The sequence below is a fragment of the Frigoribacterium faeni genome, assembly GCF_007988805.1.
Taxonomy (GTDB): domain Bacteria; phylum Actinomycetota; class Actinomycetes; order Actinomycetales; family Microbacteriaceae; genus Frigoribacterium; species Frigoribacterium faeni.
Genome location: NZ_BJUV01000027.1, coordinates 1 through 14669 on the forward strand (window position 1 = coordinate 1; position 14669 = coordinate 14669).

A 14669-nucleotide genomic window follows, 5' to 3' on the forward strand; every position below is an offset into this window, starting at 1 on the left:
GCGCTACACCCGCTTCCGTCGGGGTGTAGCGCGGGATTCGGGGTGTGACGCGGGACGAGCGCAGCCCAGGGCGGGGCGGGCGCAGCCCGGGCGCAGCCGGGGGCGGGGTCAGCGCTTGTCGGGCTCGGGGTGGTCCGCCGACGGGGCGGAGCCGCCGTCGCCGTCGGCCTCCGGCACCTCATCGCCGTTGCGGCGGATCTCCGCCGCGGCGGCCTGACGCAGGCGCAGCCCCTCGAGCTCGTCCTTCGCGAGGGCCGCGGCCTTCTTCTCGGTCTGGGCCGTGTCGCGCGGCGGCAGCAGGATGTCCCGCTCGGCCTTCATGCCGGCCTGCAGCTCGCGTCCGCGCTCGAGCTCGGCGTCGAATTCGGCCCCGAACAGCAGGGCGTTGTTCGTGATCCAGAGCCAGAGCAGGAACACGATCACGGCGCCGAGCGACCCGTAGGTGGCGTTGTAGTTCGAGAAGTTCGCGACGTAGAAGCCGAAGCCCACCGAGGCGATCAGCCAGATGACCAGGGCCACCAGCGACCCGAGGCTCATCCACTTGAACTTCGGCTGCTTGATGTTGGGCGACCAGTAGTAGAGCACGGCGACGATCACGATCGCGATCACGCCGAGCACGGGCCACTTGACGACGTTCCAGACGAAGACGGCCGAGTCGCCGAGACCGATCAGGTCTCCGACGGTACGGGCGACGGGTCCGCTCAGCACCAGGATCAGGGCGGCCACGACGATCAGCACGACGGTGAACGCGGTCACGCCGAGCATCGTGGGGCGGAGCTTCCAGATCGGACGCCCCTCGTCGATGCCGTAGATGCGGTTCATCGCCCGGCCGAAGCCGCCGACGTAGCCGGACGCCGACCACAGGGCGCCGAGCACACCGACGATCAGGGCGACGCCGGCCGCGGGAGACTCGGTCAGGGACGTGATCGGTCCCTCGAGCAGGTCGGCGACCTGTCCGCTGCCGAGGTCGCGGACCAGCTGCAGGATCGTGTCCGACGTGGATCCGGCCTGCCCCACGACGCCGAGCAGCGAGACGATCGCCAGCAGCGCCGGGAAGATCGCGAGGACCGCGTAGTAGGTGAGGCCGGCCGCGAGGTCGGTGCACTGGTCCCGGCCGAACTCGCGCAGCGTCTTGCCGAGGACGTAGCCCCACGATCGCTTCGTGACGTCCGTCAGCTCCTGCGGCTTGCGCTGGTCGTTCTCGTCGGGAGCCTGCTGCTCGCGCTCGGTGCTCTTCTGAGCCATCGGGTGTCCTGTCGTGGAGGGGGAGGGAGGTGAGCCCAGGAGGCGCGGTGCCGGCCGATCGGGCCCGGCACCGCGCCGAGGCGGTCGGCTCCGTGAGCCGCACGCCGTCGAGCGACGGTCAGCGCCGCGCGGCCTTGACCACCCCGGCCACGATCGCGGCGACGCCGGCGGCACCGGCCGCGGCGGCCGCGACGACCGGCTTGGGGTCGTCGGCGAAGCGCTTCTTGACGCCGGCCTTCAGCCGACGAGCGTGCGCGGGCACGCTGAGCTTGTCCTCGATGGCGTCGAGCGTCGCCGCGAACTCCTCGCGGGTCCGGGCGATGTCCAACTCGATCTCGGGGATGCTCGCGCCGGGCCGTGGGCCCTTCTTCTCGTTCGAGGCCGTGTCGTCGGGCGAGGCGTCCGCGGCCTCGACCCGTGCCTCCTCGGCTCGTGCCTCGGCGAGCTCGCGCTCGGGATCCGGCTTCGGGTCAGTGCGTCGCGGAGTCATAGGTTCCCTGGCCCTTCAGTGCGGAGACGTCGGCCTTGACGCTGGCCACGGTCTTCTCGGGCGTGGGCGGCACGCCCTTCTTCAGCGCCGAGACGCCGAGCAGGGCGAGCACGGCCGTGACGACCAGCAGCACCGCGGCCACGATCAGCGCGGCGAGCCACGGTGCGACCACGGTCGCGAGACCGAGCACCCCGGCGGTGATCAGGACGGCCAGCAGGAAGAACCCGAACAGGGCCGCTCCGACCAGCAGACCGGCGCCGACCCCGACCTCTTTGAGCTTGGCGACGAGCTCGGTCTTGGCCAGCGCGATCTCGCCGCGGATGAGACGCGAGATCAGCTCGGGCAGGCTGCCGAGCAGCGACCCGAGCGACTTCCTGGTGCTCTCTTCAGGGGCTCTGAGGTCACTCACCGACGTTCACTCCCGGGAGCTTCGAGGTTCCGTTGGCGCGGTCGCCCGTGTCGGCCTCGCCGTCGTCGGTGCCGACGGCGGACGAGTCTCCGGAGTCCGAACCCGAGTCGCGGACCTTGTCGGCGGCCGTGCGCGCGGCAGCGGTGGCGTCCTCGGCGGCCGACGACGCCTTGCCACTCGCCTTGCCGGCGACGGACTTGGCCTTGCTTCCGGCGGCGGATGCGGCGTCGCCGGCGGCCTCCTGCAGCTTCTTGCCGACGACGGGGGCGTTGTCCTTGACGAAGTCCTCCGCCTGGTGGACGGTCTTCTGGACCGTGGGGTTCTCCCACAGGCTCTCGGCCTGGTCCTTGATCTTGACGTAGGCGCCACGGCCCGCGCGGGCTCCGAGGACGTACCCGACGGCCGCCCCTGCGACGAAGAGGATCTTGCCTTTCATGAGTGCTCCTAGATGCTCGTTCTGGTGCTCTGGACTCTCCACGCTGGCACGACGCGGCGCAGGAGGCCCAGATTCACGGCCATGAGTCGCGTCGGGCTCGTTCGACCCGGGCGACCGGACCTCGTCAGCGCACCGAGCCGGAGCGCACCCCCGCGGCCACGGTGGCCGGCAGCGCTCCGCGCCCGGCCAGTCCCAGCGCCGACATGGCCGCCGCGACCACCCGCAGGACGCACCAGCCGAAGAGCACGACGACGACCGCGTTGCGGGCGCCGAGCACGACGACGGCGAACGGGTTGAGGTCGAGCAGCGGCAGGTAGAGGATCGGGAACACGAGGGTGGTGAGCCCGGCCGCCCAGGCCGTCAGCACGGCCGGCACGCGGAACTCCTCGGGGCGGAGCGCCAGGCCGACCGCGACCACCGGCGCGATCCAGAGCATGTACTGCGGCGACCCGACCTTGTTCAGCACCACGAAGGTCGTCGTCAGCGTCAGGGCGCCGAGCAGCACGATGCCCGTCTGGTCGACGGCGACCGGACCCGCGCCCGCGCCCGCGCGGCGACGCAGGCCGGGGAGCCCGCCGGCGGCGACGGCGACCAGCACCGCGAGCGCCGCCAGCACGATCATCATCAGCGCCGTGCTGCCGTTGATCACCCCGGATACCCCGGGCCCCATGACCTCGTTCGTCGCCAGGCCGACGTTCTCGTAGACCGACGCACCGGGCACGCCGAGCATCGCCATCCAGAGCCAGGGCGTCGCGAGCGGCGCCTCCACCTGCAGCCCCCGCCCGGACTGCATGGTGACGAAGCTGCCGACGTGCGAGGCTCCGCCGCCGACGAGCACCAGACCGACGACGACGGCGCTGGTGACCAGGCCCGCGCGGACGACCGCACCGCGCTGCCGCGACGCGGCGATCACCGCGGCGATGACGGCGGCCGGCCAGACCTTGATCCAGGTGGCGGCGGCGAGCAGCAGCCCCGCCACCCGCGGACGGGTCGCGAGCAGCAGCAGGCCGGACACGACCATCGGCGCGCTGAACCCCTCGAGACGCAGGAACCCCACGGGGCTGAGCAGGAACAGGACGAGCAGCCACCACCAGGCGGCGGTCGCGTCGACGGTGCGGCGGCCCCGGTCGGTCAGCAGCCAGAGCCCGCCGGCATTCGCCGCCGTCAGCAGGACGAGCCAGACGAGCTGGTACAGCGACTCGCCGAGCACGTTCGAGAGCACGATCGGCCCGAGGGCGCCGGCCGGGTACACCCAGTCGAAGTCGAGCACGGGCCACCGGCCGTCGGCCAGGGCGCCGCTCGCCCACGATCGGTAGAGGGGCAGGTCGCCCTCGACGTCGCCGGCCAGGATCAACGGGGTCAGCGCGACCAGCACCGCTCCGTGCAGCAGCCAGAAGGCCCACCAGATCGACTGCGGGTGCCGGCGGATGACCGCCCACCGCTCCTCGATCCGGTGGCCGGCGTCGTTCCAGGCACGGGCACGGCGCAGGGAGGCGGCGGATCGGCCGAAGCGGGGACTCACATCGCCGAAGATAGGGCCGCCACCTGTCACGAAGGTGAACGACAGGAGGCGCGTCCGCCATTCGACGGGCCGGGCACGGGCCGGGCGCGGGCCGGCGCGGGCCGGCGCGGGCCGGGTCAGGCCAGGGCCACCCACCAGATCAGCAGCATCGTCGTGACGAATCCCGACAGGAAGTTCAGGGTCAGGAACCGCTTCCAGCCCCGGTTCACCGCCTCGGCGTCCGCGTCCGCGACGTTCCACCAGGGCGCGCAGCTGATCGCGTAGACCACGGGGATCACCGCGGCGATCGGCCCGGGGAAGTCGGTGAACGTCATGAGCACGCCGGCGAGGAGGTACGCCACGACCGAGAAGCGCACGGTCGCCTTCGCGCCGATCACCGTCGCGATCGAGGCGATGCCGCCCTCGCGGTCCGCGATGACGTCCTGCACGGCGCCGAACGCGTGGCTGGCCATCCCCCAGAGGAAGAACGCCGCGAGCAGCGCGACGAGCTGCGGCGTGACGGTCGCCCCGGCCAGCGCGAGGCCGTAGACGGCGGGGCTGACGAAGTGCGTGCTCGACGTGATCGAGTCGACGAAGGGGCGCTCCTTGAAGCGGAGCCCGGGCGCCGAGTAGGCGATCACGGCGAAGACGCTGATCGCGAGCACGAGCCAGCTGAGCGGGCTGCCCACCACGACGAGGAGCACCAGGAACGGCACGTTGGTCACCACGGCCGCCCAGAGCGTCGTGCGGTGCAGGCTGCGGTCGAGCAGCGCGCCCTCGACCCCGCCCTTGCGCGGGTTGCGCAGGTCGCTCTCGTAGTCGAAGACGTCGTTGATGCCGTACATCGCGAGGTTGTACGGCACCAGGAAGTAGAGGATGCCGACGACGGCGATCAGCCACGGGACGCCCGAGAAGTCGAAGCCGAGATCCGGGTGGAACGTCTCACCCGACAACGGGGCGTAGGCGTACCAGCCGTCCTGCGGCGTGCTCGCCGTCGCCAGGATGTACGCCGCCGCGAACGGGAACGCGGTGTTGATCCAGCTGAGGGGCCGGGACGACCAGAACAGGGCGGTGAGCGTTCTCATGGGCGCGCCTCCTCGGCGGTGGCCTTCGGCGTGCGCGGTCCGCCGAGCAGCACCCACACCGAGGGCAGCAGCACGAGGGCGGCGAGGGAGTAGGCGAAGTCCTCGAGCGGGGCGATGCCGATCGTCACGCCGCTGATCCGGTCGGGAGCGTAGTCGACGAGGCCGACGCCGATCATGATGTTGTCGAAGACGGCGGTCATGACCAGCAGCACGACGGTCGCGAGCCCGGCGGCCCGGGCCCGTGCCGAGCGGTCGGCCGAGGAGGCGCGCGCGGCCGAGGAGGCGCGCGCGGCTCGACCACGGAACCACGCCGTCACCGCGGCGGCCCCCGCGACCACGGCCACGAGCGCGAGGAACACCGCGTTGATCGCCCAGTAGGTCACGAGGCTCTCCCGTCGTCGACGGAGGACGACCCGGACGCGCCGGACGCGCCGGACGCGCCGGAGCGGGCGGCCCGGCGGTCGACGATCAGGCGCGTCCCCGCCAGCAGGTTCATCGTCAGGTAGCAGAGCAGCGTGAGGAAGAAGACCTCCTCGAGCGGCAGCTCGGGGGCGATCTGGACGCCCGTCATGAACGACGTCTCGCCTCGGAAGAACACGCCCGTGTCGATGCCGACGATGTCCCAGATCAGGAAGAACACCACGCCGACCAGCAGGGTGACGAACGCCCGCGGGGCGTCGCGCCAGAAGAACAGCGTGAAGCGCCGGTCGAGCATCGCCATGCCGAATAGCGAGATGCCCAGGGCGACGAGGTACAGCACGCCCATCAGGCGGCGGGCTCCGGCAGCGGCTCGGTGCTGCGGTCGCCGCGCAGGTTCTTGAGCAGGATCTCGGCGCTGATCAGGCACATCGGCAGACCGATGCCGGGTCGCACCGAACCGCCGACGTAGAACAGGTTCTGCACGTGCTCGGACGTGTTGCCGGCTCGGAACATCGCGCTCTGGTCGAGGGTGTGGGCCGGGCCGAGCATGCTGCCGCTCCACGCGTTGACGTCGTCGACGAAGTCGCGCGGGCCGCGGGTGCGGCGCAGCACGATGCGCTCGGCCAGGTCGGGCACGCCCGCCCAGCTCGCGATCTGGTCGATCACGAGGTCGGCGAGCCGCTCGATCAGCGTGTCGCCGTCGCCGTCGCCGTCGCCCCGGCCGAGAGCCGGGTCGGCTGGCAGCGGGACGAGCACGAAGAGGTTCGTGTGCCCCTCGGGCGCGGTGGACGGATCGACGGTGCTCGGCTTGCAGACGTAGAGCGAGGGCGGGTCGGGGATGCGCTTGTCGGACCCGAAGATGCGGTCGAAGTTCTCGTGCCAGTCGTTCGCGAACAGCAGCGTGTGATGCTCGAGCTCGGGCACCTCGCCCTCGACGCCGAGGTACATCAGCAGGGCGCTCGGCCCCGGGTCGCGCTTCGACCAGTAGGACTCGTCGTAGGTGCGCAGCCCCGTCGGCAGCAGCTGCGTCTCCATGTGGTGCAGATCGGCCGCGCCGACGACCACGTCGGCGTCCAGCCGCTGCACCGCGCCGCGACCGTCGGCGTACTCGACGCCGGTCGCGAGGGCGCCCTTCCCGGCCGTCCCCCCCGCGGCGCGGTGGTCGGGGCCGACCGAGGTGATGACGCGGGTGACCGTGGCCTCGGTCTCGATGCGCACGCCGGCCTCGCGGGCGACGCGCTCGATGGCGTCGATCACCGCGATGAGGCCGCCGCGCGGGTAGAGCACGCCGTCGTCGAGGTCGAGGGTGCTCATCAGGTGGTACATGCTCGGCGTGCGGAACGGCGACGACCCGAGGAACACCGCGGGGTAGCCGAGGATCTGCCGGAGGCGCGGCTCCTTGACGGTGCGCGACGCGAACGAGTCGAGATCCTGCAGCAGCAGACGCGCGAGCTTCGGCAGCCGCACGACGACGTCGCCGCGCAGCAGCGGCCCGACGCTCTCGAAGCTCGTGTAGAGGAACCGCTGCTTGGCCATCTCGTAGGTGTCGCGAGCCGATCGGAGGTAGCCGCGCATCCGGTCGCCGCTGCCCGGCTCGATCGACTCGAACAGGGCGATGTTCTCCTCGAGGCCGCGCGGCACGTCGATGGGGGCGTCGGACGTGCCGTCGGCGGCGGGCTCGAAGAGCACGCGGTACCCGGGGTCGAGCTCGATCAGGTCGAGCTGCTCGTCGGACGAGGTGCCCATCAGTCTGAAGAAGTGGTCGAAGACCTCGGGCATCAGGTACCAGCTCGGACCGAGGTCGAAGCGGAAGCCGTCGTGGCTCCACGATCCGGCGCGACCGCCGACGGCGTCGTTCTTCTCGAGCAGGGTGACGTCGTGCCCCTCACGGGCGAGCAGCGCGGCCGACGCGAGGCCGCTGATGCCGCCGCCGATCACGACGGCCCGGCGACCGTGGCGCTCGACGGTGGTGTCTCCGGTGGCGCGGTCGAGCCAGGGTGTGCTCACGAGGTCCTCTCGGCGGGGCGGTCGGGGATGCGGGCCGTTCGCCCGGCCGCCGAGGCGAGCGCGATGCGCACCTTGACGGGATCGGGGACGCGCACACGGGCGCGGATCAACGAGGAGGCGGGGGTCGCCTCGAGACGGCGGTTCAACTCGGCGAACAGGCCGTGGGCCAGGGCGACGGCGCGACGCGACGACGACGGCAGCACCGGGATGATGTCTCCGGCGACCCGGAGGTCGTCGTCGATGTCGGCGACCAGTCGCGCCTTCGTGGCCTCGTCGAACGAGCCGACGTCGACCCCGGGGAAGTAGCTGCGGCCCAGCTGCTCGAAGTCGGCGGCGAGGTCGCGGAGGAAGTTGACCTTCTGGAACGCCGCGCCCAGACGGCGGGCGCCCTCGTCGAGCTCGGCCACGGTCGTGGCGGGGAACGCGTGCCCGAGCAGGAACGCCCGGAGGCACATCAGGCCGACGACCTCGGCCGATCCGTAGACGTAGCGCTCGAACGACTCGTCGTCGTGCTCGCGGGCGCTGAGGTCGGCGCGCATCGAGGCGAAGAACGGCCGGGTGAGCTCGGAGCCGAAGCCGGCGGTGCGCGCCGTGCGGGCGAAGGCGTGCACGACGAGGTTCGCGCTGAAGCCGGTCTCGATCGCGTGCTCGGTCTCGGCCTCGAACTCGTCGAGGCAGCGACCGGCGGCCTCGACGTCGAGCCCGGCCTCGGCGGCCGGCCCGTCGACGATCTCGTCGGCGACCCGCACGAGGGCGTAGACGTTCTCGACGTGCTGACGCACCTCGGTGCCGAGGAGGCGCGAGGCCAGCCCGAACGAGGTCGAGTAGCGACGGATCACCCCCGACGCGGTCTCGTCGGCCACCGTGTCGTAGAGCGCCAGGCCGGTCATCGGACCCGCTCGAGCACGGTGGCGACCAGCGGAGAGAGGGCCGCGCGCAGGGTGTCGGTGACCTCGGGGCCGTCGAGCACGTCGAGGGCGCGTCGGGCGTGCTGCTCGACGAGCGACTCGGCGAACGAGCGGGCGCCGCACGACTCGAGGCGGGCGCGGACGTGGGCGGCCTCGTCGACCGAGAGGTCGGCCTTGCCGATGAACGGCTGGATCGCGAACCACTCGTCGGTGGTCGCGGCGTGGGCGATGAGAACCGTGCGCTTGCCCTCGCGGAGGTCGCCGAGCGTGGTCTTGCCGGTGCTCTCCTCCGTGCCGAAGACGCCGAGGAGGTCGTCCACGACCTGGTAGGCGACGCCCACCTCGCGGCCGAACTCGCCCACGGCCTGCACCACGGCCTCGGGCGCGCCCGCGAGCACCGCGCCGGCCTGCAGCGGAGCCTCGAACGAGTAGACGGCCGTCTTGGCGCGCTCCATGTCGAGGATCTCGTCGACGGTGGGCACCTCGGGCGAGAGCGAGAGCTCGACGTCGACCATCTCGCCGCCGGCGCTGACGAAGATGGCCTCGTCGAGGATGTCGAGGAGGCGCGCCTGGACCCCGCCGCCGCAGCGCACCTGCATCAGGAGGCGGCTCGCACCGGTCAGAGCGAGGTCTCCCGCGATGACGGCCGCCGACATGCCGCGGTGCTCGGCCGCGGGCGTCGACAGCCCCGCGGTCGTGGCGGTGTCGCGATAGCTGCCCGAGACGTTCGGGATGCCGCGGCGCGAGAAGTCGCGGTCGATGACGTCGTCGTGCACGATCAGGGCGGTGTGCAGCAACTCGAAGGCGGCTCCGACACCGGCGACGGCGTCGTCGTCGTCGCCGCCCAGGGCGTCGTAGGCGGTGAAGACCATCCGGGGGCGGAACCGCTTGCCGCCGGCGCTGTTGCGCTCGAGCACGGACCAGAGGTCGACGTACCGGGAGCCGACCGATTCGGCCCGCCGCTTGGCTAGGCTGAAGAAGCCGTCGAGGACGGCATCGACACGTTCGTGTCTCTCTCGCGTTCTCGCGCGAAGATGTTCACCGTCCACGCTAGGCAGACTACCGCTCATGACTTCCGAGAAGCCCGCTCCTCTCGACCCGGCCGCGCCCGTGGCGGCCGTCCCCCACGACGAGCTCGTCGTGCTGCTCGACGAGAGCGGCTCGCCCATCGGCTCGACCCCCAAGGCGACCGTGCACACGGCCGCGACGCCCCTGCACCTGGCCTTCAGCTGTCACGTCGTCGACGAGGCCGGGCGCGTGCTCGTGACCCGTCGTGCGCTGTCGAAGAAGACCTGGCCCGGGGTGTGGACCAACTCGTACTGCGGCCACCCCGCCCCCGGCGAGACCCCGGCCGAGGCCGTGCTGCGGCGCGCCTCGCAGGAGCTGGGCATCGAGGTGCGCGACGTCGAGGTGATCCTGCCCGACTTCCGGTACATCGCGACCGACGCCTCCGGTGTCGTCGAGAACGAGATCTGCCCGGTCTTCACCGCGCGTGCGGTCGGCGTGCCCGACCCGTCGCCCGACGAGGTCGCCGAGTGGGCCTGGGTCGACCCGGCCGACCTGCGTCGAGCCGTGGCCGCCACGCCGTTCGCGTTCAGCCCGTGGCTCGGGTGGCAGCTGGAGGCCTGGCCGGCGTCGTGATCGCGACCCGGGCCTCCTCGGCTCCGCTCTCCTGACCGCCCGACGACCGCGCGGGCGCACAAGCTAGACCCCGGAGAGGGGCGCTGGCAAGCCCGTGTGACGGCGCCGTTTCCCTGCCTACAGTGATGGCGTCCCCACCGCGACCCGGGGGCGAGCGACGGGAGGCGCGTGACCATGTCGAGCATGTATCGGAGCGATCCCGCCACCGAGCCGGTCCGCATCGTCGGCTACCGCAAGCCCCGGACCTCGACCGTCGACGACGTCGCCACACGGCGTCAACGGAACCGCCTGGCCGCCCGGCCCGATCCGATGACGGACCCCCGGATGCGCTACGTGGACTTCCTGGCGGACGACGCCGCCGACGAGGACGCCGGCTGACGGCTCCCCGACCGGATCAGCGAGGCCGCAGCTGCTGTGCGGCGGGGCAGTCGAACGGGTCGCGTGCGGCGAGGCCGACCCGGTTGAGGTAGCGGATCACGATCGCGTACGACTTCGTGATGGTCGTCTGCGTGTAGGGGATGTCGTGCGTCTCGCAGTGCTGCTTGACGAGTCTGCTGGCGGCGCGGAGATGCGGCCGGGCCATGCTCGGGAACAGGTGGTGCTCGACCTGGTAGTTGAGCCCGCCCATGAACGCGGTGGAGAAACGGCCGGTGATGTTGCGCGAGGTGAGCACCTGCTTGCTGAGGAAGTCGACCTTCGCGCCCTCGGGGATGATCGGCATGCCCTTGTGGTTCGGGGCGAACGACGAGCCCATGTAGAGGCCGAACACGGCCATCTGCACTCCGATGAACGCGAACGCCATGCCGAGCGGCAGGAACCAGAAGACGACGCCGAAGTACAGCGCGAGGCGCGTGGCGATGAGGACGATCTCGAGCGCGCGGCCCTCGACCTTCTCGCGGCCGAGCAGGGTGCGGAACGACGTGACGTGCAGGTTGACGCCCTCGCCGAGCAGCAGCGGGAAGAAGAAGTAGCCCTGACGGCGCGTGATGAAGCCGAGCACGCCACGCTGCTTCGCGGCGTCCTCCTCGAGGAACGAGATGGTGTCGAAGGCGATGTCGGGGTCTTTGCCCTTGGTGTTCGGGTTGGCGTGGTGACGGCTGTGCTTCGTCATCCACCACGCGTAGCTGATGCCGACGACGCCGGCGGCGAGGACGCGTCCGACCTTGTCGTTCGTGGTGCCCGACTCGAAGACCTGACGGTGCGAGGCCTCGTGGGTCAGGAATGCGAACTGCGTCAGGATGATGCCGAGCGCCCCCGCGATCAGCAGCTGGAACCAGCTCGACCCGAGCAGGACGAACCCGGTCGCGGCGCCGCCGAGGCAGAGCACGAGCACGACGAACACGGTGATGTAGAAGCCGGTGCGGCGCTTCAGCAGCCCGGCCTCGCGCACGCTCTTCAGCAGGGCCGAGTAGGTGCTGGTGGGCTTGCTCGCCTGGCCGGGCACGGTGGGCCGGAAGCCCGCGTCGGCCAGTCGGCCGGTCGTGACGCCGGAGGCGGCGGATGGTGCGATGGAGGTCAAAGGGGCTCCCGCGGTGGTCGACTTCGCAGCCGGGTGACTTGAGCGTGTGCCCGATAGATGGTGCGAACGTAATGGCGGGGCCTGGGAGACCGTCGGGAGTCCTGGCGGATGGCTGCCAGGGGAGGGGCGGTAAACTCCTCGGGTTCCCCGACCCCCTGAAAGAGGACACGTGTCCGCTCACCTCGACGCCGCTCGCAGCGCCCGCTACTGGCCGGTGCCCCTGCTGCGCGCGGTGCCCGCCCTGGTGCTGGGCGTGGTGATCACGTTCTCCCCCGACCACTCCCCGCGGATCGGTCTCCTCGTCTTCGGCGGCGCGACCGTGCTCATGGGCCTCGCCCTCGCGCTCGGCGCCGTCGCCCGCCTCGGCTCCGACCCGTCGAGCCGCACCCTGCAGGTGGTCCAGGGCGTCGTCGGCGTCGTCGTCGGGGCGCTCGCGCTCGTCTTCGCCCAGAGCGGCCTGCCCGTGCTCGTGGCCCTGGTCATCGCCTGGGCCCTCGTCACAGGCGCCCTCGAGCTCGTCGCCGGCCTCCGCCGCCGCGGCCGCTCACCGCTCGCCCGCGACTGGACGACCGTCGGGGCGATCACCCTCGTGCTCGGCCTGGTGTTCCTCGTCGTCCCGCCCGACTACTCCCAGCAGCTCGGCGGCATCGAGGAGATCGACGGCGTGCTGACGTCGTCGACCGTCCTGGTCGGCCTGCTCGGGGCGTACGGCGCGCTCATCGGCGTGTTCCTGGTGATCGCCGGGCTCTCGCTCAAGTGGCAGACCACGACGACCGACCCGGCCGCCACCCCCACCGACATCGGCAGCACAGACGGAGTACCCCAGAGATGACCCAACCCAGCTGGCGCGAACGAGTCCGGCCCGCCGAGTTCCTCGGACTCAGCGCGGTCTTCGCCCTGTTCATCGGGGTGGTCGTCCTGCTCACCACCCGCGAGCTCGACCTGGCCCTGATCTTCCTCTGCATCGGGTTCATCGTCGCCCTCGTCGTCATCGCGATGCTGGCCCTCGCGGCCAAGCCCAACGACGACGAGCAGCACGAGCTCGACGAGTCCGACAAGCCGCGCGGGCACTGACCGGGGCCGGCGCAGCGCGCCGACCCGCGCCTCCTCGGCTCCGTCCCCCTGGGGTCAGGCCAGGCGGTCGACGAGCTCCGACGCGATGCCCGTGTAGGTGGCGGGCGTGAGCGCGGTGAGGCGGCGCTTGGCGTCGTCGCCGATGTCGAGCCCCTCGACGAACGCGACGAGGTCGGCCCGGGTGACGCGCTTGCCGCGGGTGAGCTCCTTCAGCATCGCGTACGGGTCGGCGATCGACGAGCGACCGGCGACGACCTCGGCGCGGATCACCGTCTGGATGGCCTCGCCGAGCACCTCCCAGTTGGAGTCGAGGTCGGCCTCGAGGGCGACGGTGCCGACCGCGATCTCGCCGAGCCCGCGGCGCAGGTTGTCGAGGGCGAGCATCGAGTGGCCGAAGGCGACGCCGATGTTGCGCTGCGTGGACGAGTCGGTCAGGTCGCGCTGCTGACGCGAGGTGACGAGCGTCGAGGCCAGCGAGTCGAGCAGCGCGCAGGAGAGCTCGAGATTGGCCTCGGCGTTCTCGAACCGGATCGGGTTGATCTTGTGCGGCATCGTCGACGAGCCGGTCGCCCCGGCCTGCGGGATCTGGGTGAAGTAGCCCATCGAGATGTACGACCACACGTCGGTGGCGAGGTTGTGCAGCACGCGGTTCGCGTGGGCGATGCGCGAGTAGAGCTCGGCCTGCCAGTCGTGCGACTCGATCTGCGTCGTGAGGGGGTTCCAGGTGAGGCCGAGCGCGCCCTCGACGAAGGCCTGCGACGTCGCGGGCCAGTCGAGCGAGGGGTCCGCGACGACGTGCGCCGAGAAGGTCCCGGTCGCGCCGCTGAACTTGCCCAGGTACTCGGTCCCGACGATCTGCGCGCGGAGGCGCTGCAGACGGTGCACGAAGACCGCGAACTCCTTGCCGACCGTGGTCGGGGTGGCGGGCTGCCCGTGGGTGTGCGCGAGCATCGGGACGTCGCGGGCGTCGTGCGCCCAGGTCGACAGCGCGGCCAGCACCGCGTCGAAGGCGGGCAGCCAGACGTCGGTGACGGCGGCCTTGACGGTGACGGCGTACGAGAGGTTGTTGATGTCCTCGCTGGTGCAGGCGAAGTGCGTCAGCTCGGCGATCGAGTCGAGCCCGAGGTCGGTGAGGCGGGCGCGGACGTAGTACTCGACGGCCTTGACGTCGTGGCGGGTGGTCGCCTCGAGCCCGGCGAGCTCGTCGATGGCGTCCTGTCCGAAGTCGGTCACGATGGCCCGCAGCGCGCGCTTCCGCTCGTCGTCGAGCGGGGTCGAGCCGAACGCCGATCGGTCGGTCTGCGCGATCAGCCACTCGACCTCGACGTGCACGCGGGCCCGGTTGAGGCCGGCTTCGCTGAGGTGGTCTCCCAGCGAGCCGACGGAGGCGCGGTACCGGCCGTCGAGCGGGCTGAGGGGCTGAGGGGGCAACGTCATGAGGGTCCCTTGCGGAGTGCTGGTTCGATCTGGCGGAAGAGGGCGGTGCACGACTGCTCGACCAGGTCGAGCACGGTGTCGAACATGGCGGCGTCGGAGTAGTAGGGGTCGGGCACGTCGGTGCCCTCGACCCCGTTGCGCGGGGCGACGGTCGGATCGAAGCTCAGCAGCAGCTGCACCTTCGACCGGTCGGCGTCGTTCGAGGCCCAGGCCCGGAGGATGCGCTCCTGACCGCGGTCGAACGCCACGACGAGGTCGTGACGCGCGAAGTCGTCGGCCCCGAACTGCTTCGCGCGGTGCCGGGAGCCATCGTAACCGCGGGCCTCCAGGGCCGTCACGGTGCGCGGGTCGGCCCCTTCGCCGACGTGCCAGTCGCCGGTGCCGGCGCTGGTGATGACGAGGTCGTCACCGTGACCGGCGGCGTCGGCGATCGACCGGAGCACGGTCTCGGCCATCGGCGACCGGCAGATGTTGCCGGTGCAGACGAAGCAGACGCT

The 14669-nt window shown here is 71.6% G+C and carries 18 protein-coding genes; 4 read left to right on the top strand and 14 right to left on the bottom strand.

Translation table 11 applies throughout. The features are described from left to right. Nucleotides 1–108 precede the first annotated feature (108 nt). The 11 genes from FFA01_RS11965 to FFA01_RS12010 form a co-directional block, all read right to left on the bottom strand. Nucleotides 109–1245, bottom strand: a complete 1137-nt coding sequence (locus FFA01_RS11965) for a YihY/virulence factor BrkB family protein (RefSeq protein ID WP_208720916.1) — start codon at nt 1243–1245, stop codon at nt 109–111. 118 nt (nt 1246–1363) lie between these two features. Beyond that, nucleotides 1364–1735: a DUF3618 domain-containing protein gene (locus tag FFA01_RS11970; RefSeq protein ID WP_146856420.1), complete on the bottom strand. Its 372-nt coding sequence runs from the start codon at nt 1733–1735 to the stop codon at nt 1364–1366. Continuing rightward, nucleotides 1716–2144: a phage holin family protein gene (locus FFA01_RS11975; protein ID WP_146856422.1), complete on the bottom strand. Its 429-nt coding sequence runs from the start codon at nt 2142–2144 to the stop codon at nt 1716–1718. The genes FFA01_RS11970 and FFA01_RS11975 overlap by 20 nt, the downstream gene beginning before the upstream one ends. Then, complete coding sequence (locus FFA01_RS11980; protein WP_182501172.1) at nt 2137–2580, bottom strand: YtxH domain-containing protein; 444 nt, start codon at nt 2578–2580, stop codon at nt 2137–2139. Before FFA01_RS11980 ends, FFA01_RS11975 begins: the two co-directional genes overlap by 8 nt. 124 nt (nt 2581–2704) lie before the next feature. Continuing rightward, complete coding sequence (locus FFA01_RS11985; protein WP_167627364.1) at nt 2705–4102, bottom strand: glycosyltransferase 87 family protein; 1398 nt, start codon at nt 4100–4102, stop codon at nt 2705–2707. Nucleotides 4103–4218: 116 nt separating this feature from the next. Then, a complete protein-coding gene (locus FFA01_RS11990; RefSeq protein WP_146856425.1) occupies nt 4219–5166 on the bottom strand; it encodes a prenyltransferase in 948 nt (315 codons plus the stop codon). Beyond that, nucleotides 5163–5549, bottom strand: coding sequence for a lycopene cyclase domain-containing protein (locus tag FFA01_RS11995; RefSeq protein ID WP_146856426.1), 387 nt, complete (start codon nt 5547–5549; stop codon nt 5163–5165). The genes FFA01_RS11990 and FFA01_RS11995 overlap by 4 nt, the downstream gene beginning before the upstream one ends. After that, nucleotides 5546–5932 carry a lycopene cyclase domain-containing protein gene (locus tag FFA01_RS12000; RefSeq protein ID WP_146856427.1) on the bottom strand — a complete coding sequence of 129 codons (387 nt, stop codon included), beginning with the start codon at nt 5930–5932 and terminating at the stop codon, nt 5546–5548. The genes FFA01_RS11995 and FFA01_RS12000 overlap by 4 nt, the downstream gene beginning before the upstream one ends. After that, nucleotides 5932–7593: a phytoene desaturase family protein gene (gene crtI / locus FFA01_RS12005; RefSeq protein WP_167627365.1), complete on the bottom strand. Its 1662-nt coding sequence runs from the start codon at nt 7591–7593 to the stop codon at nt 5932–5934. Before crtI ends, FFA01_RS12000 begins: the two co-directional genes overlap by 1 nt. Beyond that, entirely contained in the window at nt 7590–8483 is an 894-nt protein-coding gene (locus FFA01_RS15960) for a phytoene/squalene synthase family protein (RefSeq protein ID WP_167627366.1), read from the bottom strand. Before FFA01_RS15960 ends, crtI begins: the two co-directional genes overlap by 4 nt. Beyond that, the gene (locus tag FFA01_RS12010; RefSeq protein WP_244289826.1) at nt 8480–9550 is read right to left on the bottom strand and encodes a polyprenyl synthetase family protein; all 1071 of its coding nucleotides are present in this window, start codon (nt 9548–9550) and stop codon (nt 8480–8482) included. Before FFA01_RS12010 ends, FFA01_RS15960 begins: the two co-directional genes overlap by 4 nt. 19 nt (nt 9551–9569) lie before the next feature. Here FFA01_RS12010 and idi point away from each other — a divergent pair, with 19 nt between their 5' ends. Both idi and FFA01_RS12020 read left to right on the top strand, forming a co-directional pair. Continuing rightward, on the top strand, nt 9570–10142 hold the full coding sequence (gene idi / locus FFA01_RS12015) for an isopentenyl-diphosphate Delta-isomerase (protein WP_146856429.1): 573 nt from the start codon (nt 9570–9572) through the stop codon (nt 10140–10142). A 174-nt stretch (nt 10143–10316) separates the two neighbouring features. After that, nucleotides 10317–10520: a hypothetical protein gene (locus tag FFA01_RS12020; protein WP_146856430.1), complete on the top strand. Its 204-nt coding sequence runs from the start codon at nt 10317–10319 to the stop codon at nt 10518–10520. Between the two features lie 16 nt (nt 10521–10536). On the opposite strand, the gene FFA01_RS12025 is transcribed toward FFA01_RS12020, so the two are convergent. Continuing rightward, nucleotides 10537–11613, bottom strand: a complete 1077-nt coding sequence (locus tag FFA01_RS12025) for a fatty acid desaturase family protein (RefSeq protein WP_146856456.1) — start codon at nt 11611–11613, stop codon at nt 10537–10539. Between the two features lie 217 nt (nt 11614–11830). Here FFA01_RS12025 and FFA01_RS12030 point away from each other — a divergent pair, with 217 nt between their 5' ends. Next, entirely contained in the window at nt 11831–12493 is a 663-nt protein-coding gene (locus tag FFA01_RS12030; protein ID WP_146856431.1) for a DUF308 domain-containing protein, read from the top strand. Further along, complete coding sequence (locus FFA01_RS12035; RefSeq protein ID WP_146856432.1) at nt 12490–12735, top strand: hypothetical protein; 246 nt, start codon at nt 12490–12492, stop codon at nt 12733–12735. Before FFA01_RS12030 ends, FFA01_RS12035 begins: the two co-directional genes overlap by 4 nt. Before the next feature lie 54 nt (nt 12736–12789). Here the strand turns inward: FFA01_RS12035 and purB are convergent, their stop codons facing one another. Both purB and FFA01_RS12045 read right to left on the bottom strand, forming a co-directional pair. Next, nucleotides 12790–14172, bottom strand: coding sequence for an adenylosuccinate lyase (gene purB, locus FFA01_RS12040; protein ID WP_146856433.1), 1383 nt, complete (start codon nt 14170–14172; stop codon nt 12790–12792). Continuing rightward, on the bottom strand, nt 14169–14627 hold the full coding sequence (locus FFA01_RS12045; RefSeq protein WP_146856457.1) for a low molecular weight protein-tyrosine-phosphatase: 459 nt from the start codon (nt 14625–14627) through the stop codon (nt 14169–14171). Before FFA01_RS12045 ends, purB begins: the two co-directional genes overlap by 4 nt. Nucleotides 14628–14669: the final 42 nt, after the last annotated feature.

What these genes read in the sequence shown, in the direction of transcription:
- FFA01_RS11965 (WP_208720916.1), bottom strand. Translation starts at nt 1,245, where the DNA reads ATGGCTCAGAAGAGCACCGAGCGCGAGCAGCAGGCTCCCGACGAGAAC.
- FFA01_RS11970 (WP_146856420.1), bottom strand. Translation starts at nt 1,735, where the DNA reads ATGACTCCGCGACGCACTGACCCGAAGCCGGATCCCGAGCGCGAGCTC.
- FFA01_RS11980 (WP_182501172.1), bottom strand. Translation starts at nt 2,580, where the DNA reads ATGAAAGGCAAGATCCTCTTCGTCGCAGGGGCGGCCGTCGGGTACGTC.
- FFA01_RS11990 (WP_146856425.1), bottom strand. Translation starts at nt 5,166, where the DNA reads ATGAGAACGCTCACCGCCCTGTTCTGGTCGTCCCGGCCCCTCAGCTGG.
- FFA01_RS12000 (WP_146856427.1), bottom strand. Translation starts at nt 5,932, where the DNA reads ATGGGCGTGCTGTACCTCGTCGCCCTGGGCATCTCGCTATTCGGCATG.
- FFA01_RS15960 (WP_167627366.1), bottom strand. Translation starts at nt 8,483, where the DNA reads ATGACCGGCCTGGCGCTCTACGACACGGTGGCCGACGAGACCGCGTCG.
- idi (WP_146856429.1), top strand. Translation starts at nt 9,570, where the DNA reads ATGACTTCCGAGAAGCCCGCTCCTCTCGACCCGGCCGCGCCCGTGGCG.
- FFA01_RS12020 (WP_146856430.1), top strand. Translation starts at nt 10,317, where the DNA reads ATGTCGAGCATGTATCGGAGCGATCCCGCCACCGAGCCGGTCCGCATC.
- FFA01_RS12035 (WP_146856432.1), top strand. Translation starts at nt 12,490, where the DNA reads ATGACCCAACCCAGCTGGCGCGAACGAGTCCGGCCCGCCGAGTTCCTC.
- purB (WP_146856433.1), bottom strand. Translation starts at nt 14,172, where the DNA reads ATGACGTTGCCCCCTCAGCCCCTCAGCCCGCTCGACGGCCGGTACCGC.
- FFA01_RS12045 (WP_146856457.1), bottom strand. Translation starts at nt 14,627, where the DNA reads ATGGCCGAGACCGTGCTCCGGTCGATCGCCGACGCCGCCGGTCACGGT.